Source organism: Roseomonas fluvialis, from assembly GCF_022846615.1.
GTDB classification, from domain to species: domain Bacteria; phylum Pseudomonadota; class Alphaproteobacteria; order Acetobacterales; family Acetobacteraceae; genus Neoroseomonas; species Neoroseomonas fluvialis.
In genome coordinates this window covers 4111453-4133241 of the sequence record NZ_AP025637.1, presented here as the reverse complement: position 1 = coordinate 4133241, position 21789 = coordinate 4111453, and the positions used below count along the sequence as shown (strand labels likewise).

16 protein-coding genes and 1 pseudogene are annotated in these 21789 nt (G+C 66.7%); 12 read left to right on the top strand and 5 right to left on the bottom strand.

From position 1 onward, the window contains the following. Positions 1-42: 42 nt before the first annotated feature. The 7 genes from MWM08_RS19785 (at position 43) to MWM08_RS19755 (ending at position 7045) form a co-directional block, all read left to right on the top strand. Positions 43-972 carry a formylglycine-generating enzyme family protein gene (locus tag MWM08_RS19785; protein ID WP_244408232.1) on the top strand — a complete coding sequence of 310 codons (930 nt, stop codon included), beginning with the start codon at positions 43-45 and terminating at the stop codon, positions 970-972. 182 nt (positions 973-1154) lie between these two features. After that, positions 1155-1940 carry an AraC family transcriptional regulator gene (locus MWM08_RS19780; protein WP_244408231.1) on the top strand — a complete coding sequence of 262 codons (786 nt, stop codon included), beginning with the start codon at positions 1155-1157 and terminating at the stop codon, positions 1938-1940. An 88-nt stretch (positions 1941-2028) separates the two neighbouring features. Then, positions 2029-3723: an arylsulfatase gene (locus MWM08_RS19775; RefSeq protein ID WP_255751358.1), complete on the top strand. Its 1695-nt coding sequence runs from the start codon at positions 2029-2031 to the stop codon at positions 3721-3723. 34 nt (positions 3724-3757) lie between these two features. Next, entirely contained in the window at positions 3758-4852 is a 1095-nt protein-coding gene (locus MWM08_RS19770; protein ID WP_244408229.1) for an HAD family hydrolase, read from the top strand. An 88-nt stretch (positions 4853-4940) separates the two neighbouring features. Further along, positions 4941-5111: a hypothetical protein gene (locus tag MWM08_RS19765; RefSeq protein ID WP_244408228.1), complete on the top strand. Its 171-nt coding sequence runs from the start codon at positions 4941-4943 to the stop codon at positions 5109-5111. 333 nt (positions 5112-5444) lie between these two features. Beyond that, entirely contained in the window at positions 5445-6770 is a 1326-nt protein-coding gene (locus MWM08_RS19760) for a BLUF domain-containing protein (RefSeq protein ID WP_244408227.1), read from the top strand. A gap of 50 nt (positions 6771-6820) precedes the next feature. Next, positions 6821-7045 carry a DUF1289 domain-containing protein gene (locus tag MWM08_RS19755; RefSeq protein WP_244408226.1) on the top strand — a complete coding sequence of 75 codons (225 nt, stop codon included), beginning with the start codon at positions 6821-6823 and terminating at the stop codon, positions 7043-7045. 223 nt (positions 7046-7268) lie between these two features. On the opposite strand, the gene MWM08_RS19750 is transcribed toward MWM08_RS19755, so the two are convergent. Continuing rightward, positions 7269-7769 carry a BLUF domain-containing protein gene (locus MWM08_RS19750; protein WP_244408225.1) on the bottom strand — a complete coding sequence of 167 codons (501 nt, stop codon included), beginning with the start codon at positions 7767-7769 and terminating at the stop codon, positions 7269-7271. A 110-nt stretch (positions 7770-7879) separates the two neighbouring features. Here MWM08_RS19750 and MWM08_RS19745 point away from each other — a divergent pair. After that, a pseudogene (locus tag MWM08_RS19745) lies at positions 7880-8163 on the top strand (integrase core domain-containing protein); the annotation flags it as partial. Between the two features lie 205 nt (positions 8164-8368). Here MWM08_RS19745 and MWM08_RS19740 read toward each other — a convergent pair. From MWM08_RS19740 to MWM08_RS19725, 4 genes are all read right to left on the bottom strand, one after another. Then, on the bottom strand, positions 8369-8989 hold the full coding sequence (locus MWM08_RS19740) for a hypothetical protein (RefSeq protein WP_244408224.1): 621 nt from the start codon (positions 8987-8989) through the stop codon (positions 8369-8371). Further along, entirely contained in the window at positions 8986-12036 is a 3051-nt protein-coding gene (locus MWM08_RS19735) for a type VI secretion system Vgr family protein (RefSeq protein ID WP_244408223.1), read from the bottom strand. The genes MWM08_RS19740 and MWM08_RS19735 overlap by 4 nt, the downstream gene beginning before the upstream one ends. Positions 12037-12054: 18 nt before the next feature. After that, positions 12055-12441 carry a DUF4280 domain-containing protein gene (locus tag MWM08_RS19730; protein ID WP_244408222.1) on the bottom strand — a complete coding sequence of 129 codons (387 nt, stop codon included), beginning with the start codon at positions 12439-12441 and terminating at the stop codon, positions 12055-12057. Between the two features lie 706 nt (positions 12442-13147). After that, positions 13148-13399 carry a hypothetical protein gene (locus MWM08_RS19725; protein WP_244408221.1) on the bottom strand — a complete coding sequence of 84 codons (252 nt, stop codon included), beginning with the start codon at positions 13397-13399 and terminating at the stop codon, positions 13148-13150. A 651-nt stretch (positions 13400-14050) separates the two neighbouring features. Between MWM08_RS19725 and MWM08_RS19720 the strand changes: the two genes are divergently transcribed. The 4 genes from MWM08_RS19720 (at position 14051) to MWM08_RS26445 (ending at position 21455) form a co-directional block, all read left to right on the top strand. Further along, entirely contained in the window at positions 14051-15049 is a 999-nt protein-coding gene (locus MWM08_RS19720) for an alpha/beta hydrolase family protein (protein WP_244408220.1), read from the top strand. A gap of 22 nt (positions 15050-15071) precedes the next feature. Further along, positions 15072-15311 carry a hypothetical protein gene (locus MWM08_RS19715; RefSeq protein WP_244408219.1) on the top strand — a complete coding sequence of 80 codons (240 nt, stop codon included), beginning with the start codon at positions 15072-15074 and terminating at the stop codon, positions 15309-15311. 1162 nt (positions 15312-16473) lie between these two features. Next, positions 16474-16962: a hypothetical protein gene (locus MWM08_RS19710; RefSeq protein WP_244408218.1), complete on the top strand. Its 489-nt coding sequence runs from the start codon at positions 16474-16476 to the stop codon at positions 16960-16962. Next, complete coding sequence (locus MWM08_RS26445) at positions 16959-21455, top strand: peroxidase family protein (protein WP_279323210.1); 4497 nt, start codon at positions 16959-16961, stop codon at positions 21453-21455. The genes MWM08_RS19710 and MWM08_RS26445 overlap by 4 nt, the downstream gene beginning before the upstream one ends. Positions 21456-21789: the final 334 nt, after the last annotated feature.

Here is a 21789-nt window from a genome sequence, read left to right as displayed (position 1 = left end):
GATATCCCGAGCCCCGCGGGCGCGCACACCGACCAAGCAGGCATGTGCCGCATCCCCGGCGGTGTCTTCCGCATGGGCAGCGACGTGCATTACCCGGAGGAAGCCCCGGCACATCGCGTCCGCGTGGGATCCTTCTGGATGGACGCCACGACCGTCACGAACGCGGAGTTCGCCCGCTTCGTCGCCGCCACCGGCTACGTCACCGTGGCGGAACGGCCTCTGGACCCGGCGATGTATCCCGGCGCGCGTCCACGCGATCTCAAGCCAGGCAGCCTGGTGTTCCGCATGACCGACGGGCCCGTGCCGACCAACGATTATCGCCACTGGTGGGCCTGGACCCCCGGTGCCTGCTGGCGCCATCCCGAAGGCCGCGGCAGCGGTGTCCAGAGCCGTCCCAATCACCCGGTGGTCCAGGTCGCCTACGAGGATGCCGAAGCCTATGCCGCCTGGGCCGGAAAATCGCTGCCGACCGAAGCCGAATGGGAATTCGCCGCGCGCGGCGGTTTGGATGGCGCGGAATTCGTCTGGGGCGACAGCCTGACCCTCGGCGGCCGCCACATGGCCAATACCTGGCAGGGCGACTTTCCCTGGCGCAACACGGCGGAGGATGGCTTCGCCGGTGCCGCGCCGGTCGCGTCCTTCCCGCCGAACGGCTACGGCCTCCACGACATGGCCGGCAATGTCTGGCAGTGGACGACGGATTGGTTTGCCCCCCGCCACGCTGCCGAGGCCGCCAAGACCAAGGCGCAATCCTCCTGCTGCATGCCGAGCGACCCGCGTGGCCCCGGGATCGAGGGCTCCTTCGACGCCAACCAGACGGGCGTCCCCATCCCGCGACGGGTGGTGAAGGGCGGCTCCTTCCTATGTGCGCCCTCCTATTGCCGTCGTTATCGCCCGGCGGCGCGCCACGCGCAGATGGTCGACAGCGGCATGAGCCACATCGGCATCCGCTGTATCCGACGCGACGCCTGATGGAGGCCGCCGCGCCCCCCGCCAGCCGGCGCGAGTTCGAGGACCCCTACGCCTTCGCGGGCGCCGTCCAGAACGCGCATCTGCGCCTCATGCCGCAGCAGGCGGGTTGTTTCCGCGCCCGCGTGACACAGGTGCGCCTGCCGGCCGTCAATCTCTCCCAGGCGGAGGAAAGCCTGCCGCGGGTGGCGCTGATCGAAACCGCCCCTGGCCGCGTCTATGTGCGGCCGACCCTGTACGACGATCCGCCGCGCATGATCGACGGCCAGGACGAACTGCCAGGCACGCTCCGGCTGCGGCATGAGGCGGCGCTCGGGGTCGAGCACACCACGACCCCCTCGGTGCTACGCACCTTGTCCCTGCCGCTGGAGGCCCTGCAGACACGTATGGCGACGCTGCTGGGCCGAGACCTCGGCGCCATGCTGCGGGGGCCGCTGCGCTGGCGGCCGGACGCGGCCGATTTCACCGCCCTGGTCTTGCTGCACCAGCAGGCCATCGGCCTGGCGCGCGACGCGCCGCATGTCCTCAGTCATGCCGCCGCCGCCGCGGCGCTCGACGCCCGGATCACCGAGGTGCTGCTCTCCGCATGGAGCGGTGCGACGGCGCTGCCCGAACGTGCGGCGCAGCGCCGTGGCGACCTGATCATATCGCGGGTGTTGCGCTTCATCGAAGACGGCCCGACGGCGCCGCTCAGCCTGACCGCCCTGTGCGCATCCGCCGGGTGCTCGGCCAAGACGCTGGAGATGCTGTTCCGCGAAAGGCTCGGCCAGACGCCGCTGCGGTATCTCCGCCAGCGGCGGCTGTGGCTGGCGCATCGCGCGCTGATGGCCGCCGACACACGAACGACGACCGTCTCGGCGATCGCCCTGGAGTGCGGCTTCTGGGAACTAGGCCGCTTTGCCGGCGCCTATCGCGCGCTGTTCGGGCAGGCGCCGTCGGTGACGCTGCACCGCAAGCAAACCCGCGCGTGAATTCCAAGTAATTTACGAAATTTGCATGGTATTGGCACCAGCCGCCGCGCACCTTCCACACCCACAATAAACGAGGGGGACAGCGCGCATGGACTTAAGTCTGAAGACGCGTCGTTGGCTTTTTGGCACGATTAGCGCGCTGGCGATCGCTGGTCCCCTGGCGGCCCAGCAGCCGGCTCGCCCCGCCGCGCCGCCCGCCGCAGCGGCACCTGCGCCGGCGCAGCCAGCGCAACAGCGCCCGAACATCCTGTTCATCATGGGCGACGACATCGGCATGTGGAACATCGGCGCCTATCACCGCGGCCTGATGGCCGGGCGGACGCCGAACCTGGACCGGCTCGCCGCCGAGGGCATGCTGTTCACCGACTACTACGCCGAGGCGTCCTGCACCGCGGGCCGGGCCAACTTCGTCACGGGCCAGCTCCCGATCCGGACCGGCCTCACCACGGTCGGTCAGGCGGGCTCGCCGCTCGGTATTCCGGCCGAGGCCGTGACGATCGCCACGACCCTGCGTGCCCAGGGCTACGCCACCGGCCAGTTCGGCAAGAACCACCTGGGTGACCTCAACCAGTTCCTGCCGTGCGTGCATGGCTTCGATGAGTTCTTCGGCTATCTCTACCACCTCGACGCGATGCAGGACCCGTTCTCGCCGAACTATCCGGCGGCGCTGTGCGACCAGGTCGGCCCGCGCAACGTGGTCCGCTGCACCGCCACCGATGTCGACGACGCGACGGAACAGCCCCGCTGGGGCCGCGTCGGCCGCCAGCGCATCGTGGACGAAGGCCCGCTGCCACCGCGCCCGATGCCCGGCATCCAGTACAACATGACGACCTTCGACGAGGTCATCCGCGACAACGTCATCGGCTTCATCGATCGCTCGGTCGCGGCCAACCGGCCCTTCTTCGCCTACATGAACCCGACGCGCATGCACGTCGAAACCCACTTGTCACCCGAATACCAAAGCCGCCGGAACGCGGAGAACGGCTGGTCCATCCAGGAAGCCGGCATGGCGCAGATGGACGACAACATCGGCGCGGTCATGGAGCACCTGCGTCAGCGCGGCCTCGACCAGAATACCATCGTGGTGTTCACCACCGACAACGGCGCCGAGAACTTCACGTGGCCCGATGGCGGCAATACGCCCTTCGCCGGAGGCAAGGGGACGGCCATGGAAGGCGGCTTCCGCGTGCCGATGATCGTCCGTTGGCCGGGCCGCATCGCTCCGGGCACTGTGCAGAACGGGATCATGTCGGGCCTCGACTGGCTGCCGACGCTGACCGCCGCTGCCGGCAACCCGAACATCCGCGACCAGCTGCGTGCCGGCGCGCAGATCGGCGGCCGCACCTACCGCAACTACCTCGACGGCTACGACCAGACCCGGATGCTGACCGGGCAGGGCCCGTCGGCCCGCAACGAGATCTTCTACTTCACCGAGAGCACGCTCGGCGCGGTGCGGATCAACGACTACAAGTACCGCTTCACCGACCAGCCGAATGGTTGGCTGGGTGGCACGGTGCGTCTGGACTGGCCGCAGATCACCAACCTCCGGCTCGACCCGTTCGAGCGCATGGGCATGCCCAGCGGTGCGCAGGGCTCGCTGCATTTCTATGTGTTCTTCCTCGACAACTTCTGGCGCTTCGTCTTCGTCCAGCAGGAAGTGGCACGCTACGCCCAGTCCTTCATCGACTATCCGCCAATGCAGCGTGGTGCCTCCTTCAACATGGACGCAGTGAAGGCGCAGATCGAGGCCGCCATCGCAGCAGCGCGAGCGCGGAGCAACTAGAGCGCCGCAGCGCCATGCCAAGCCGCCGGCGCGTGTGGCGCGCCGGCGGATACAAAGCTGGCGTCCTGTCGTTCGCGGCGGGATTGCCCCACCGATACGGACCGCCCCCATGACCGCCCGGACAATCTTCGGTACGCTTACACGTCGCACCCTGGCCGCCGCCACGCTTGCCCTTGCCGCTGCCCCGGCCGCCGAGGCGCAGGCGGTGCGCGACCCGCTGCCCTCCTGGCGCGACGGCCCGAACAAGCGCGCCATCTTCACCCTCATCCGTCGCACGGTGCGTCTCGGCACGCCCGACCATGTGCCGCCAGAACAGCGCGTCGCCGTCTTCGACAATGACGGCACTTTGTGGGTGGAACAGCCGCTTTACACCCAATTCATCTTCGCCATCGACCGGCTGCGCGAGATGGCGCAGCGCGATCCGGCGCTGGCCGCCCACCCGCTGTTCAAGGCCGCGATCGACGGCGACATGCGCACCGTGATGGCCGGCGGCGAGCGCGGCCTTGCCGAAATCGTCGCGGTTACCCATTCCGGCATGTCGCAGGACGCCTTCATCGGCATCGTCACGCAATGGCTGGCGACCGCGCGCCACCCGCGCTTCAACCGGCCCTTCACGCAACTGATCTACCAGCCAATGCTCGAAGTGATGCGCCTGCTGCGGCGCGAGGGCTTCGCCGTGTGGATCGTCACCGGCGGCGGGCAGGAATTCGTCCGCGCCTTCAGCGGACCGACTTATGGTGTCGGGATCGACCGTGTCGTTGGGTCGGTCGGCAAGACTGAATTCCGCACCCTGCCGGATGGCAAGACCGAACTGTTCCGCCTGCCATCGATCGAGGCGGTAGACGACGGCCCCGGCAAGCCGGTCGGCATCGGCCGCTTCATAGGCCGCCGCCCGATCATCGCCTTCGGCAATTCCGATGGCGACGTCGAGATGCTGCAGTACACCACGACCGGTGCTGGCCAGCGGCTCGGCCTGTTCGTCCACCATGACGATGCAGAGCGCGAGTACGCCTATGACCGGGAGACGCACATCGGGAAGCTCGATCGCGGCCTGACGCTCGCGCCCACAGCGGGCTGGCGGCTGATCTCGATGAAGAACGATTGGCTACGGATCTTTCCATCTGGCTGAATGTCGTTGAGCCAGATCGTACCGCCGCTACTCCGGCTCTGGGCACGGACGCCGGACGCGAGACAAGGAGGCGGATGCGAACACGAAGGTGGCGCAGGCGCTGTTCAACATGGCGACCCGGCAGAACAACGTGGCGGTCGCGATATTCTGGATGAAGGCGCGCGGTGGCTGGCGGGAGAAGCACGAGGTGGACGCGACGGTGAAGGGCGAGCCGATAGGATTAGGCGTGGTGTTCCGCGTCGCACACGTGGGCAGTTGACCAAGGGGCAGCCACGAGGGCCGAGTGTCAATTCAACTTGACAGTTCATTCCTTCAAATCGATGATTTCGGCGTTGGGGTTCGTTGAGTCGCTTGGATTGCCGATGCCGTTGGTGATCCGGTTTCGCATTGCGGTGGGTTCAATCATGCGCGTCGGGATTTCGCACTCCCGAGGGCACCGAGCTCATAAGCACCGCTGGCGGCTGCGACGTTCCGTAGCGTGAGTTTTCGAGCACGTGCTCGGTTGTGGCCCGAGGTGTTGCCGCACATGAGTGGCTCCGCGTCGATGCCTCGTCGGCCAGGCTCGGGTGTGGCGTGCGAAGGGCCGAGGACGATGCTGAACGAGTCACGCGGAAGCTTCGACGACATCCCACGCGACCCGTCCCCCTCCGCGGATCTCTGTACCGTTGTCTACCGCAGTAGGGCCGTTAAGCCGCTCTCGGACCTGGACCTGAAGTCGCTGCTGCGCACGGCGCAGGCGCGCAACCAGCGGGAAGCGATCACCGGTGTCGTGCTCTACGACAGCAGCCACTTCTTCCAGTGGCTGGAAGGACCGCCCGCCGGTGTCGAGCGGGTCATGGAGTCGATCCGGAACGACAACCGCCATCGTGATCTCGAGATCCTGACCAAGGGCGCCGCGCCGCAGCGTCGGTTCGACGGCTGGGACATGAAGCTCGCGGCGCCGGGCGCCAGCGCCACGTCGCTCCGCAGCGAGGCGCTTGAGCCGCCGCGCGACATCATCGACGGCCTGCGCCGCCAGCCGGCTGCAGCCCCCAGCCTTCTCGTCAAGCTGGTTCCCTTGCTCCCCGCGGACAACGAGAGCCCATTGTCGGCATCGCTGGCCGGTCGGGAACTCGGCAACTCGGCGGCCGCGATCCTGAGGACAGTGATCCTCGATGCGGTGATCCCGAGCCTGCTCGATGCCCACGGTTTCCCCCCGGGTCGGATCGAAGCACCGCGGGCCAATCCCCGCGCCTGCGAACTCGCCGAACTCCTGATCGCGTCGGACCAGACCGCAGCGCTCGATCTGATCCGCGAACTGCGCGGAAAGGACGGCGACGTCGAACAGCTCTTTGCGCCGTTGCTCGAGCCGGCCGCGCGAAGCCTCGGCGACCTGTGGGATGAAGACGTCTGCAGCGAATTCGACGTGACCCTTGGGCTGTGCCGCCTGCAAACCGCCGCACGCCTCCTCGGAGCCGATTCACCTCGCCGCATCCTGCGCGTCGCGCAGCCCAGCGTGCTGATCGCTCCCGTCCCCGGTGAGATCCATCAACTCGTCGCGGGCCTGGACAGCGAGTGGCTCTGGCACGCAGGCTGGTCACCGCGATCCGAGTTTCCTGCGAACGAGCGCGACCTCGGGGACATGCTGTCATCGAACTGGGTCGACATCCTGGACCTGTCCTTGAGCGCCGCCTTCCGCCGCGAGGAGTCCATGCCGCGCCTCGCCGGCATCATCGCCGGCGCCCGGCGTGCATCCCGCAACCCGACGCTTGTCGTGGTCGTCGGCGGCCGGGCGTTCGTCGAGGACAGTGCAGTCGGAGCCGAGGTTGGTGCCGACGTATCCAGCCGCACGACGCGCGACATCGACCGTCGGATGCTCGAGAGCATCCAAGCGGATGGGATCGTGTCCCCGATTGTTCGTGCCGGGCGTGTTCAGTGAGCGAACAGGATCAGACTGCGAATGCCAGGCACGCGGAACGACGAGGATCCATGAACCCGCCCGACATGACCGCGATGGCCGAGGGCCACGCAGTGGGGGAAGGCGGCATCTCGCCCTGCCGCGGGACATGCAACTTCGATGTCGTCGCTCGCCAATGCATCGATTGCGGCCGGCTGGCCCGCGAAATCCGCGAATGGCCTGACGCGACCCAGCAGCGCCGCCAGGAGATATGTGACGCCGCCGCGCTGCGCGTCGCGCCGGACAGCTTACTGTAGTCCACGTCGTGCGGCCGGACCTTAAGGCTGCCCGACCCACAGCCGCTGACCCTGCCCCCTAGATGACCTCGTTCATGATCAGAGCCTGTGTTCCATGTGACCTGCTAGCCGTCCGTGGGAGGCCAAGGACGTAAGCTGGGTCGGTGGTGCCAGCGGGTAGCCGACAGATCCGTTGGCCATCCCGGTTTTACACCCCGGGCAAAGCCGGAATTCCCCGCGGACGCTACCTGTCGGCGCCCTCCCGCTTCGTGGCAGAAGGGTGGAGTGTATCCAGCGGACCTGAATCGAGGTGCTCAAGAATGCGCTTCAGTGCCGCGATGTTGTTTTCGTCCTCGGCGGTCCCGAGCGCTTCCTGCAGCACCGCGCGGATGTCATCGGCTCCGACCCGCTCCATCTCCCAATTCGGATACAGACGCGCGCGCTTTTCCACACTCCGGTCCAGCGTGACGATGTCGAAATGCCGCGGATCGCCATGAAGGCTCGCGATCAGCTTCTCCACCTGGGCGGGCGGCCCCTCGATCCACTGGAAGAAGATGCCGCTGCCGAAAACCAGCACCCCGGTGATGTCGCGGGCGACATTGCGGCGCTGAGACAGCTCGATGATGCGTTCGACCTGAGCGTCGTTGACGCCTTCGGCGGCACGACTGCAGTACACGAACGTATCGAGAATGGGTTCGGCGCGGCCCGAGTCAGCGTCGCGCGGAAAACCGAATTCGTCGAACATGGGTCAGCTCGCCTTGTCTATGCCGGGCAGGCCGCGCCATCCGGTGAGTGAGCGTAAGGCTAGCGCATCTCCCTGATTTGGATAAGGAAGGATTGGATCCCCACCCCGGGTCGCGGCAGCTGGATCTCTGGACGTACCAGCGCGGTGTGACGCTGGACTTTTCCTGGCCCGGCGCAAGCCGACGGACAACGCGTTCATCGAGAGCCTGAACGGGAATTTCCGGGCGGGGTGGCTGAACGCGCACTGGTTCATGAGCCTCGACGACGCGCGGGCGAAGTGCGAGGCCTGGCGTAGAGACTACCATGAGGTTCGCCCGCTCAACGGGATCGGCAACGAACCGCCGGCGAGCCTATTGAAGTCAGTCAGCGTTACACGGCCGACGCCGACCGAATAGCGCTGGATGACACCCGCAGGGCGGTCCAGGGATGCGTAGCAGGTCAAGCGGAGAACGGGCTCTGCTCATGAACGAGGGCGCTTCGGGGGCAGGGTCACCGGGGACCCATGCACCTGACGGCGCGCGCTGCCGTCGGAGCCGAGCCCGGCCGCGCGCTGACGGTGCCTCGCCGCGGCCTGGCTGAAGCCGAGGGCGATGCGCGGTGTCATCCAGGCGCGTGCGCGCGCAATTCGCGCGGGAAGGCATCGGATCGCTTCAGGATCTCCAGCTTCTTGACCGGCAAAGTGCGCAGTGCGAGCCCGGCCATGAACGGCGCGATGGTCGGCGAGATCACGTGCAACCCCGGCGCATAAGCCGCCGGCGCGCCATAGAGCCCCGGCGTGGCCGCGACGAAGAAGCCGATGGCGAAGGCGATGGCCGAGACCTCGGCCATGGCATAGTCGCGCAGCTGCAGGTCGGGGAAGAACGGGCTCGCCTCGGCAAACGGCAATGGTATCAGCAATTCCCGCTCGATCGCTTCGCCGGGCTGGACCAGCGTACATAACGGCAGGTCCGGCGCCAGCAGAATGCGGTCCTGCGGCAGGGGGGCGATGAACTTGCCGACCAGCGCGATGCCGTCTTCGCGCAGTATGACAGCCGCCGCCTGGGGATTGGCGCTGACCGCGCGGGTGCCGCGGTCGACCTGCGGCATCGCGTCCATCACGTAGATCGGCGCGGCGGATTGGTTCTCGGCGCGATAGGCGAAGACGAAGGCGTCGGGCACTTTGTTGGGCAGGCACTGCAGGTGCAGCCCGCCCTGGCGGAAGGTGGCGGCGTCCGCGCTCATGGCGTGCTCCCCGGCGCGGGTTGGCCATTGTATGTGCCCGGCGGCACGGTGCCATCGCGCATCTGTCCTGATCGATCGAGCGATCCTTCCAGCTGCTCGGCGCTGGTGGGCGAAGCGGAATCGCCCGCGCGTGGCCAAGCCGAGGGGTCGTACTTGATGGTGGAGCCGGTGCCCATGCCGGTGCCCGTCTCCGGTGTGCCGTCGGGATTGGTGCGCCCGGTCGGCTGGCCCGCGGGCACGGAAGCGGGCGGATGGTTGGGAGAGATGCCGGTGGCGGGCGGGTCGGTCGACGGTGCCTTCTCGATCACGGTGGGCTTGTCGGAATTGATGGCGTCGTCGATCTTCTTCGAGCCTTCGGGCGTCTCGCGGATCCTGTCGAGGTCGGCGACGACCTCGTTCGCGAAGGCCGGGTCGTCGGTCTTGATGCGCAGCCCGCTCTCGCGGCCATCCGGCTTGCCGACAAGAAGCGTTCCGTCCTTCGCCGCATAGATCCTGGCGGTGCGCTGGGGCGACTTGGTGTGTTTGCGCCGCCCGCCGCCGCCGCCCTTGGGCAGCCGCGCCAGGTAGTCGGGCGGCTCGCCGGGGTCGGCCTGCGCGGCATCCGCGGCCGCGGTCAGCTCGATCACCGGCCCGCTGGACGGCGAGCCGCCCATCTGCTCGCGGTAGAACGCGGAGTCGTTGTCGATCGCCGCCGGGGTGATGACGATCGAGGATGCACCCACCTTCAGCGTGATCTTCTTCTTGGCGTTGAGGATGATTTCGTCGGCATCGAGCACCGCGTTGCCGGTGGCGTAGGTGTACCAGCCCGCGCCCACATCCTGGACCTTGTCGGCTGTGACCGTGATGTTGATGGCGCTGTCGATGCTCTCGAACTGGTCCTTTCCGACATGCAGGTCGTACTCGCCGCCGGCGGTGACGAAGATCGACCCACCGGGCGGCGGCTTGCCCGGTTCCTGCGAACTGCCGCCCACCAGCACGTGCAGGTTGCCCCGCGTGGTGTCGTAGCGGGAGCCGAAGGCGGTGATGTCCATCCGCCGTTCCGAACGCAGCAGGAACTGTTCCTCCCCCTGCCGGTCATCAAGGCGCATCATGTGGAAGCCCGACTGCCCCTCGGGCTTGCGCGGCGTTGTCTTGGTGCGGATGCCCGAGCGCGTCGCCTGGTCGGTTTCGGTGCCGCGCAGGTCGTCGGGCACCGCGAGATGCTTGCCCTGCGCCGAGGCCGGCAGGTAGGGCAGCTGCGTGGTACCGCCGCGCGCATTGTAGACACGTCCCACGACCATCGGCCGCTCGGGGTCGCCGTCGATGAAGCCGACCAGCACCTCCTGGCCGATGCGGGGCAGGAACTGCGTGCCGAGGCGTTCGCCCGCCCAGCCTTCCGAGACGCGCACGAAGCAGGTGTTGCGCCCGGTCTGCAGCGGCTCCTTGCCGATCGGGTCGTGTGGGCTGTCTGGGCCGGGGTCCCACGGAAAGCGGATCCGCACCCGGCCCAGCGCATCGACATGAATGTCGCGTCCCGACGTATCGATGCCGTCGGGCCCCACCACCATCGCGAAGTGCGGGCCATGCGCGACCGGCTTTGTCGAACCGGGCATCGGCAGAAGGTCGCGCAGGTGCGGCGGGTCGAAGGGCAACGCGTCGAAGGCGATCGACAGGCCGTTGGTCTCCTTCATCAGCGACTCGACCAGTTCCTTCACGCTCTTCACGGTCGAGAGCAACAACGGCACGGCGCCGGCGACCGCCGAGCCCGCGCTCCCGAGGGCCGAGCTCAGGAAGCCCGGCAGTCCGGAGGGGTTCTCCGCACCTGGCTTCTTTTCGAGCCAGTCGATGATCTTGCCGGTGCCCTCGACGTTCTTCTTGACCTGCTCAAGCAGCCCCTTGGCCGCGGCGGTCGCGATGTCCTCCTTGCCGCCACCCAGGCCGACAAGCCCGCCCAGGATGTCGATGATGCGGTCACCAAGGTCGATAAGTGCCGAATGGTCGAAGGCGAAGACCGAGCAGGTGCGCAGCAGGAAGGTCTTGCCCGTCTGGCCCTTGTCGGGTTCTTCCTCGGATACGGTCAGGTCCTTGTGGACCACGAATTTCCGCCCGGCGCGGAACTCGGCATTGCGCGTGCTGCCGGTCGCGCCGAAGACGCCACTCTCGTTCTGACGCATGCGGCGCTGCGCGTAGTCGCGCGGCGCGGGCGCGACCGTGGCCGGTACCGGAAAGGCCTCGGCCTCATGTGGTGGGAAGTCGCCCCACAGGTCATAGGCGGGTGCGATGTCCGCCTGGCCGCGATAGGGCGTGGCGGGATTGATCTCGTTGAAGTTGCCGACCTTGGCGACGCGCGTCGCCATCACCGCGGTGCGGCGGAAGCCGGTGACGCGCCCGTGCTTGGGGTTCCCGCCATCGATGTCGACAACCTCGACCTGCACCGGCGGGAGAGCGCCCACGCCGCCCATCACCATCACCTCGCGCGCCAAGTTCAGCTCGTGCTCGAAGCGATAGAAGCAGCCGTAGCGCTCCAGCAGGCGATGGACGAAGTTGAACGTGGTCTCGCCGAACTGCACGCAGTAGGGGATCTTTTCCTTGCCCTCGTCGGGCATCAGGGACGTGTTGATCTCGATCTCCGGATAGGGCCGCAGCACTTCCTGCAGGACCTGTTCGAGGGTGCGGTCCTCGAAGACGCGGTAGCGCGTCTCGTAGGCCGTCAGCTTGAAGGCCGGCACCAGGCGCATGGCATAGGTCCGGTAATCGTCGAGTGGGCCAGTATCCTCGAAGGTCTCGATGATGCCGTGCCGCGTGACGAACTTGAAAACGTCGTCGTCGCCCTCGTTGAGCACGTGCTTGATGCCGAAACTCGCGCGCGAACCCACCATGACGGCCGGGTCGGGACGGCGCTTCCTGGGGCCGATCACCGCGAGGTCGTAGGCATAGGGGGCCGACATGCTCTCGGCGCCGCGCGCCTGGATCAGGACGAAATTGTCGTCCTCATCCTCGTCCGCGCTGTCCTTCAGGACCGTCTGGACCTGCAGGAATCGCTTCTTCGGGTTCTGCTTCAGCGCCATGCACTGGTTCCGCCAGGTTCAGGGAACATGGCTGGTCTTCTGACCCGCATCGGTGACGGTGATCACCCCGCCCCACATGCAGGCCAGTGTCGAGGTGTCGTTGAGCACAGGCGCGCCCGCGAGCAGGTCCTTGGGCACGCCGGGCGTCCAGGGCGTCGTGGTGCAGGGAATGCAGGGCTGCGGCGTCAGCACGCCGGCTGCCGCCGTCGTCGCGGCCGCGACCTGTGGGTTGGTCGGCGCGGAACACATGCCGAATGGGCGGATGTTCTTCGTGGGCAGGTGGTCGAGGATGTTCGCCGCCGGCGTCCCGATGCTGGACCGCTTCTCCGGCGTCACGCCGAGCGCGGAGGGCATGGCCCCGAAGCTGCACGCCAGCAGCGCGCCATCGACGACGTGCAGGGCCATTTGTTCGTCCCTCCCGCACCGGTCCGCCGCTCGGCCCGGCAAGCGTGATCAAAACGCTAGTCCGAGCGCGTCGGCAGACGCCAGCGCCTATTTCGTAGAAGGAACGGCGCGAGTCTGCATCGACGAACGCTGAGCGCGTATTCATGTTCGTCCTTCAACCGTGGACTGTGCCGGCGCGACGTGCGTTCTTCGCAGCCGCTACATCGTCGAGCCCCGTCCCGGCATAAAGTCCAACCGATCGAGGCGAAGGACGCGATGCAGGGACGGACCGCGTGCCAGGGGCAGGGCCAGCAGCAGCCTCGCAATTCCTCGTGTGGTCGGGTCCAGCCCTGCGGGCGGCGCGCCAGGTCGAACCGTCAGAGTGTGCCCTGCCCGTCAGCTCGATGGCGCTGTCCATGGACATGGCCGCATCGGGCAGCAGGGTCCGGTCGTCGATCCTGGCCTGCCCGTCATGCCGATACAGCGCGCGCGGGCCGGGCTGCAGCTGAAGCGGTTATCCCGGTTCGCGCACATCCTCTATGCGCAGCATCTGGATCTGGTGACCGTCACCCATCAGGACCGACGATCCCTTCGCGCTGAGGCCCGATGCCGCGCCGCATCAGCTATTATGCTGCGGGAAGCGCAACTTCAGCGTCTCGCCCGTATGGCGCCACGTCGGCGTTGTCGACCGGCACGCGGTGTTCGGGTTGCCGCCGAGGGCGATCTCTTAGACCGCCTCCGACTGCGGCTTCGTCTCGAGCCAATCTACCGGCACGAACCACTCGCACTTCTCGAGATCGTCGATGAACTGGCTGTGGAAGGAACCCGGCTTCACGGCATCCAGGACGGGCAGGAGGCCGCCGGCCTCATTGCGGACCTTGACGTCGCGCGCGGGCTCCGGCGTGCCGGTCACGGCGGCGACGCCGACGAACCCGTAGTCGCGAACCTTCACCCAGACGGGATCTCCCGGCTTCAGCATGCCCAGCGTGCGGCTGTATCCAGCACGTTAGGGAGGTGAGATAGCCCGCCGAGCCAGCGCTCAAGGTTGGCCAGCGAAAAATGACTCAGCCGGCGGGATGCGTCTCATGGCACCCAGAGAATTTTATTCCCCGGTTCCCGCCGCTGCAGCAGGCCTCGGCGTCCGCTCGACAGGCGGCGACGGTTCGAACCCGGGCGCACTCCCGCCGCCAGTTCCCCAGCAGGTTCAAGCGCTTCACGTCGGCAGCATGGGGGCAGGGGCGACCAACGGCCATGGCTGTGCCCCATGGCGTCTTGGTTCTGTGCGGCATACACGAGCCGGTATGCGCCCCGTCCGCGGCGCAGGAATGCTCGCCCGCCGTTGGCCAGTGGCAGCGCCGCCGGGTCGCCGGGCACAGCGCGTCGACGCATCGCATCTGCTCAACACTGATCAACGAGCGTCGGTCGGTGGCGAACAGGCGACACCGGCGCGAAATGCGCTCGGCGCCAAGACGCCTGCGCGTCCAGCCATTCGGCGATCGCTTTGGTCGGGCAAAGCCTTAAAATCTCCCTCCGGTGTGGCGTTCAGGCGTAGATGCTCTCGTAAACTCGCCCCTGCCGCCGCTTGGCTTGCTCGTGTGGCCTTGGGCCGTTGAAAGGTGCTGGTCCCGTCATGAAGATCGCGCGCGTCTTGCTGCTCGGTGTGCTGCTTCTCCTGGCGGGGAAGTCCGGCGCTACGTCGGTTGGCTTTACAACGCTGCATGTGCCGGACGGAGCGGAGCCTGCGCTGGAGGTCGCCGTCTGGTATCCTAGCGATGCACCCTCACGCTCCGCCGCCGTAGGCCTGTTCATGCAGGACGTCGCGCCGCAAGCCGCGGTGCTGGGGCGCGGCCATCCGCTGGTGGTCATTTCTCACGGCAATGGTGGCAACTTCGCAAGCCATGCCGATACTGCCCTTGCCCTCGCGCAGGCTGGCTTCGTCGTCGCCGCGCCGACCCATACAGGCGACAACCATCGCGACCAGTCACGCGCGACCGATGTGGCCGGGCGCAGTCGCGGCCTTGCGGCGGTTCTCGACTACATGGTTTCGCATTGGGTTCCGGGAACGATCGATCCGGCGCGCATTGGCGCCTTTGGATTTTCAGCGGGCGGCTTCACCGTGCTCACCACCGCTGGCGGGGTGCCTGACCTTGCCCGCATTGCACCGCACTGCGAGGCAAATCCAGCATTCTACGATTGCCGCTTGATGGCCAGCGCGCGTCGCGACGGGCAGATTGCGGCAGCAGGCACCTCCGCGATGAATCGCCCTTCCTTCATTCGTGACGGGCGGCTTCGCGCGATCGTCGTCGCTGCGCCAGCCTTCGGCTTCACATTCACACCAGCTGGCATGATGTCGGTGACCTTGCCCGTGCAGCTCTGGCAGGCCGAGGACGATGTCATACTCCCACCGCGCGTGTATGCTGAACCAGTGCGTGCGGCGCTGCCTCGTCCGCCAGAGGTTCACGCGGTTGCCGGTGCCGGGCATTTCGATTTCCTCGGACCCTGCCCCGATGCCTTGGCGCGTGCTGCACCCGCGATCTGCCAGAGCGCGCCAGGTTTCGATCGGGGCGCCTTCATCAGGCACTTCAACGCTGAAGTTGTCGCGTTCTTCACGAGGACACTGGCGCCGTAACGCCGGTGGGTCGGGTGATGTCATGATGACGATGCGCCAGATGAATGTGTTGAGCGTATGTGTTGCAGCGGTGCTTTGTTTCGCGACGGCATGCTCGGGACCGGCTCAGCGCGCCGTGGTGCCGATGCTGCGCGGTGGGCCATCGGATGAACGGCCGCCCTGGCTGCGCGAATTGCCGCAGCCGATCGAACGGTATCCCGCGCCGCAGGGATGGGGCGGCGATAACCTTGCGGCACAACAGTTCGGTGTGGGTGCTGGCTAGCTGCCCAGAAGACTGGCCAAGCGCGCGAGGACCCGCGAGACGGTCGCGCGCGCCCAGGCGCCGCCTGCCCCCGAGGCGTCAGCACGCTGCGTTCGTTCAGGGCGGGTGCCAGCGCGTAGCCTCGGTACCGCGAACACCCTGCCCAGCCTGACGCGTTCTACGTTTACCAGCACTAGCGGCACCCGCCGGCCTTCATTCGCCACATGCGAACCGCACGCGGGCTCTGTCGCGGATTCGCATGCGTCGGATCGCGAAGCTTCGGGCGTCGCGCGCGTGTGCGCCCCTGCGCGCGGTTGCTGCGGCCTCGGTCATCCGCCGCCACCGCCCCTCGTCAAACGCGCGGCCAATGCCGCTGGGAACGTCGCCTCGTATCCGCGCAGGTTGTCGGGCAGCTGCGCGTTCTTCCACTCCAGCTATTTCAGCCGTTTGACCCGGCCAAGCTGCAAGCCACCGCCCCCGTTTGCCCACGATACTAGGTCGGATTCGTCACGCAGATCGTCCGCACCCCGTTGGCGACCGTCCTGCGCCGGTGAACGAGAACCTCAACCTACCGCAGCTTTGCGACAATCTCCTTCGGTGCGTGCGCCTGGTTCCTCGCTGAGCCCATCACCCCTTCGCTGCCTCCGGCTTTCACTACCGACGGACGCGTCTCGCGGCCCCTCGATCTCGTGGAGCCGACGGATTTTCCCAGCCAGCTCCACGATCAGCATCCCCAACATGACTCCCCCGGCGTCTCCGAGAGCGAACGTGAACCCCTTCAACAGAGGGGTCCGCTCTTGGACGCTGATCATCCCTCCAAACGGCGAGGCGGTTTAACCGAGCGCTCGACGCCGAGGGTGATTCAAAAAATTCACGGAAACGTGATTACTGATACATAAGCAAGTTTATGTGATCACTTGTTGCGAAAACGATACGTGATAGCGAGCAACGCCATAGGGTTTGGAGCATGGCTCACCACCGAGAAACTAAATAGTTGAGTTGCCCTGTTCCGCAACGTTGCAGATACAACCCTGAATAGGTGGAAACTAGGAAGTCCAAACGATTAAGAATCTGTCAGGCAAGAGTCACCATCCAAATACGATAAGTAATCTGTCACATAACTTGTCATGAAAGAACTCTTTCATGACAGGACTGCGGAATTTTGCTCGCGGAGAAATCCAAAATGACCCCGTCTATCAAGAAAATTCGATCAATTATGCAATCAAGGATTCCAATTCTTGATGATCATGAGGTCGGGCAAAATCTTGCGAACATCATCGACCGCCCTTTGCTGCCGCGCGGACTGCGCGCCGTGAGCGGGAGCCGCAATAATATCGTGTTGGGCCGTGAAATTTGGAGTGTATCCAGGCAACCATTTGCAATTCTTGCCGGCGGGCTGAGCTGCAGGGACGAAGCCGACGGCGATTTCATCCATTTCGGGTCGGGCTTGAAGTTCACGGACACGAATTGCGGCACTCGGGCGAATGTTGCGGAGGCCGCTTCTCGGATGGCTTCAAGCCTGGTCGTTGATCAGGCGCCGGAAAGCCCGGCCGCGCTTCGCACCGCCCCGCGTCATGCCGGGCTTTCTGGATCGGACATGCTGGAAGCCGGTGCGGAGGTCCTCGCCGCCTACGCGCTGAACCAGGCTGCCGCGGGCGTGGTGGCGGAATGACTACCTTCCCCCTCACCCCACGCGACCTCGCGGGCCTCAAGGCCCTCGTCACCGGCCAGCGCTATGACGAGAGCGTCACCGGCGTGCGTACCCTCAGCGGCATCGGCAACAATCTCGAAGACCCGACGGACGGCGTTGCCGACGAGGAATTCATCCGCATCACGGACGCGCGCTACGGCGTGCCGGAATACGCGACCGATCCTGCGACCGGGCAGCAGGTGAAGGTGAACCTCGCGGTGAACCCGGTCTTCGAGGGGCTGGACCCGCGCACCATCAGCAACGTGATCGGCACGCAGGAACTGGACCTGCCGCAGCAGGCGGATGGCGGCACCATCCTGTTCATGGCCTTCGGCCAGTATGTCGACCACGGGCTCGACTTCATCGCCAAGGGCGGCAGCGGCACCATCCAAATTGGCGCGCCGGGCACAGGCTTCGGGCCGGGGTCGACCAACCCCGCCGACCTCACCCGCGCCACCGTCGTCGGCTACGACGCGGACGGCGTGCCGCTGCACACGAACAAGACCTCGAACTTCGTCGACCAGAACCAGGCCTACGGCTCGAACGAACTGGTTGGCATCTTCCTGCGCGAACCTGGCGGTGATGGCACCGTCACCGCCCGCCTCGCCTTCGGCGCGCCCGACCCGTCCAATCCAGACTTCGACCTGCTGCCGACGCTGCGCGAACTTATCCACGCGCACTGGGCCAACGACACCGACTTCGGCGCCATGACCTTCCGCGAGGCCTATCCCGGCCTCGTGGTCGACGGCGTCATTACGTCCTCCATGGTCCAGGGGCTCTATCAGAACTTCATGGGCAGCGGCCAGCCGCTGCTGCTCGACCTGAATCCTTTCATCAGCCCGCTCGACCACATCGTCGCCGGCGACGGGCGCGTGAACGAGAACATCACCCTCACGTCGATCCACACTGTCTGGGCGAGGAACCACAATTTCCACGTCGATAACCTGATCGCGCAGGGCTTCGACGGCACGGCCGAGCAGGTCTTTCAGGCCGCCAAGATCATCAACGAGGCCGAGTACCAGCGCGTTGTCTACACCGAATACGCCGATGCGCTGCTCGGCGGCATGCGTGGCAGCGGTTCGCACGGCCACGACGAGTACAATCCCGATGCGTCGGCGGCGATCTCCCACGAATTCGCCGCCGCCGCCTTCCGGTTCGGCCATTCGCTGGTCGCCGAGACCGTCACCGTGATCGGGGAGGACGGCCAGCCCAAGCAGGTCCGCCTCTTCGACGCCTTCCTGAACCCGACGAACGGCGGCGAGTTCCTCGTCACGCCCGCGCAGATGGCGGCGATGGGCTACCAGCCGCAGCCGGGCTACGCGGAGTACGGCGCGGCCCCCATCATCGCCGGCATCGCCACCCAACCGGCCGAGGAGGTGGACGCCAACATCGTCGGCGCCATCCGCAACGACCTGGTGCGCATCAGCGCCGACCTCTTTGCCTTCAACGTCGCGCGCGGCCGGGACGTCGGCCTCGGCACCATGAACCAGGTACGCCAGGCGCTCGCGGAATCAACCGACCCGTATGTGCGGGAGGCGGTGAGCTTCGCGGGCGACATGTCCGCCTACGCATCCTGGGAGGACTTCCAGGCGCGCAACGGCCTAAGCGACACGGTCATCGAGCAGTTCCGCACCGCCTATCCGGATCTCGTGCTGCAGACGCAGCAGGAGATCGACGCCTTCCGCCTGATCAATCCGGACATCGAACTGGTGGACGGCACGACGGTGAAGGGCATCGATCGCGTCGACCTCTGGGTCGGCGGCCTGACGGAAAAGCACATCAACGGCGGCATGGTCGGCCAGACCTTTTGGGTCATCCTGCACGAGCAGTTCGACCGGTTGCAGGAAGCCGACCGCTTCTACTACCTCGATCGCGTCGACGATTTCGACTTCTACGAGGACCTGGTCGACGGCTCCCAGGAGGGCTTCGCGGCCATCGTCGCACGCAACACGGGCCTCGTCGGCCTTCCAGAAGACCTCTTTATTCTCGACGACCTGCCTGACAACCGCGCGCCACGTCTCGAGAATCCGATCGCCGACCAGGTCGCTCTGGCGGGCGGCGCGATGGACTTCACCATCCCGGCCGATGCCTTCCGCGACCGGGACGCGCTGGACGTGCTGTCCTACACGGCGCGGCTCGCCGATGGCGGGCCCCTGCCGTCCTGGCTGAACTTCAACCCGACCAGCCGCGCCTTCTCCGGCGCCGTGCCGCTCGACTTCATCGGCACACTCTCGATCCTCGTCACTGTCACCGACAGGGGCAAGGAAAGCGCGTCGGATGTCTTCAGCCTGACGGTCTCGACAACGCGCAATCTCATCGATGGGAGCGCGGGCAATGACCTGCGCATTGGCAGCGGCGGCGCCGACCTGATGCGCGGCCTTGCCGGTGCCGACACGCTGAGGGCCGGCAGCGGCGACGATGTCGCGAGCGGCGGCGACGGCAATGACAGCCTGCTCGGGGACGGCGGCGCGGACACGCTCCTCGGCGGCACGGGCAACGACCTGCTGAACGGCGCGGATGGGCTCGACTCGCTCGATGGCGGCGCGGGGGCGGACACGCTGATCGGCGGCGCGGGCAATGACGTTCTTCTCGGCGATGCCGGCAACGACAGCCTGAGCGGCGGCACCGAGGACGATGTGCTGAAAGGCGGCGCCGGCAGCGACACGCTCGTCGGCAACGTCGGCAACGATTGGCTGGAGGGCGGGGAAGGAGCCGACAGCCTGACCGGCGGCGGCGACAACGACACGCTGTTTGGCGGGATCGGCGACGACGTGTTGCGGGGGGATGATGGCGACGACCTCATGCTCGGCGGCACGGGCAACGACCTGCTCAGCGGTGGCAACGGCGGCGACACGCTGCACGGCGAGGACGGCGATGACAGCCTGTCCGGCCTGGACGGGGACGACCTCCTGCTCGGCGGAGCGGGGATCGATACGCTGAGTGGCGGGTTGGGTGCCGACACCCTCGATGGCGGCCTGGATGCCGACCGTTTGTCCGGTGGTGGCGGGGACGACCTGTACATTGTCGATGCCGGCGACGTCGTCAGCGAGACCTCCGATGCCGGACAGGATACAGTTGTCACGGCACTGTCCAGCGCCACGCTGGCGGCGAATGTCGAGGTGCTGGTCTTCACCGGCACGGGTGACTTCGCCGGCACGGGCAATGGCGCCGCCAACACGATCATCGGCGGGCACGGCGACGACTGGCTCGACGGAGCGGCAGGGGCGGACTCCCTTGTCGGCGGGGCGGGCGACGACGTTTACGTGGTCGGTGACGTGGGCGATGTCGTGGTCGAAGGCGCGGGCGGTGGCACCGACACCGTCAGGGCCTCGAACGCAACCCACCAGCTCGCCGCGAATGTCGAGGTGCTGGTCTTCACCGGCGGTGGACACCGCAGCGGCGTCGGCAACGGTGCGGACAATACGCTCGTGGGCAGTAGCGGCAACGACACGCTGGATGGTGGCATCGGCGCCGACGTGCTTGAGGGTGGCACGGGCAACGACGTCTATGTTGTGGATGATGTCGGCGACCAGGTGGTCGAGGTTTCGGGCGGAGGTAGCGACCTGGTCCGCACGACGCTCGCGACGTACACCCTGGGGGCCAACGTCGAGAACCTCACCTACACCGGCGCGCTCGACTTCACGGGCTACGGCAACAACCTGTCGAACGTCATCACCGGCGGTGCGGCCAACAACGTGCTGTATGGGGCTGGCGGCAACGACCGGATGAGCGGATTGGGCGGTCATGACTCGCTGTTCGGCGAGGCTGGCAACGACAGCCTGCTCGGCGGTGAGGGTGACGACACGCTTGATGGCGGCGTGGGTGTGGACACGCTGAATGGCGGGGCCGGCAACGACTACTACGTGGTCGACAATGTGCTGGATGTGGTGATCGACACCGCCGGCAACGACACGGTCGAGACGACGCTCGCCAACTTCACGCTCACCGGTTCGCTCGAGCGCCTGTACTACGCCGGCAGCGGCAATTTTGTCGGCACGGGCAACGGGCTCGCCAACGAGATCCGCGGCGGCGACGGCAACGATACGCTGAGCGGCGGCGCCGGGCACGACACGCTGGTGGGCGGGGACGGCAACGACGAGATCGACGGCGGGAGCGGCAACGACGTGCTGCGCGGCGGTGTCGGCAACGACACCATCGTCGGCGGGCTCGGCGGGGATACGATCGAAGGCGGCGAGGGCGATGACATCTTGCTCGGCGGAGCCGGTGCGGATGTGTTTGTCTTCTCGGCCGGTTTCGGCAACGACGTGATCGAGGGCTACGCGTTCCTGCCGGGTGAGACGCAGGATCGCATCGACATCCGGAGCTACGGCTTCACGGTCGAGGAGTTCAATCTGGGCGTCGAAATCCAGATCACCGGAGACACTTCCCAGACGGTGATCACGATCGGCAGCGACGAGATCCTCCTCGCGGGTGTGGACGTCGCGACCGTCAATCAGACGGACTTCATCCTCTAGCACGTCGCATGGTCAGCCAGCACGCCGCTGGCTGACCATCGCTACCGCGCCTCAGGCAACATCGCCAGCTGCACAGACGAAATGGGCGTGGCGACGGCCCGTCCGGGCAATTCCTGGCGAAGTTCGCGCGATGTGCCACTTTTCGCGCGGGCGGTGGCGGTTCGAAGCCGGGCGCACGCGCTCCGCCGCCAATCAAGCAATTTCAGATGTTCAAGCCCCTAGGCCGTCCAGGTCCGCGGGCGCTGCCCCCCGTGGGGTGCCCGGGTCTGCGCGAGAATCCGCCGAAGGGCGGCGGGTGTTCGCATCGCAGATCCCTACTGCCCGGACTGCCTGG

Excerpts from the sequence above, each read along its gene's own strand:
- MWM08_RS19785 (WP_244408232.1), top strand. The coding sequence starts at position 43 with ATGTGCCGCATCCCCGGCGGTGTCTTCCGCATGGGCAGCGACGTGCAT.
- MWM08_RS19775 (WP_255751358.1), top strand. The coding sequence starts at position 2,029 with ATGGACTTAAGTCTGAAGACGCGTCGTTGGCTTTTTGGCACGATTAGC.
- MWM08_RS19760 (WP_244408227.1), top strand. The coding sequence starts at position 5,445 with ATGCTGAACGAGTCACGCGGAAGCTTCGACGACATCCCACGCGACCCG.
- MWM08_RS19755 (WP_244408226.1), top strand. The coding sequence starts at position 6,821 with ATGAACCCGCCCGACATGACCGCGATGGCCGAGGGCCACGCAGTGGGG.
- MWM08_RS19750 (WP_244408225.1), bottom strand. The coding sequence starts at position 7,769 with ATGTTCGACGAATTCGGTTTTCCGCGCGACGCTGACTCGGGCCGCGCC.
- MWM08_RS19740 (WP_244408224.1), bottom strand. The coding sequence starts at position 8,989 with ATGAGCGCGGACGCCGCCACCTTCCGCCAGGGCGGGCTGCACCTGCAG.
- MWM08_RS19735 (WP_244408223.1), bottom strand. The coding sequence starts at position 12,036 with ATGGCGCTGAAGCAGAACCCGAAGAAGCGATTCCTGCAGGTCCAGACG.
- MWM08_RS19730 (WP_244408222.1), bottom strand. The coding sequence starts at position 12,441 with ATGGCCCTGCACGTCGTCGATGGCGCGCTGCTGGCGTGCAGCTTCGGG.
- MWM08_RS19725 (WP_244408221.1), bottom strand. The coding sequence starts at position 13,399 with ATGCTGAAGCCGGGAGATCCCGTCTGGGTGAAGGTTCGCGACTACGGG.
- MWM08_RS19720 (WP_244408220.1), top strand. The coding sequence starts at position 14,051 with ATGAAGATCGCGCGCGTCTTGCTGCTCGGTGTGCTGCTTCTCCTGGCG.
- MWM08_RS19715 (WP_244408219.1), top strand. The coding sequence starts at position 15,072 with ATGATGACGATGCGCCAGATGAATGTGTTGAGCGTATGTGTTGCAGCG.
- MWM08_RS19710 (WP_244408218.1), top strand. The coding sequence starts at position 16,474 with ATGACCCCGTCTATCAAGAAAATTCGATCAATTATGCAATCAAGGATT.
- MWM08_RS26445 (WP_279323210.1), top strand. The coding sequence starts at position 16,959 with ATGACTACCTTCCCCCTCACCCCACGCGACCTCGCGGGCCTCAAGGCC.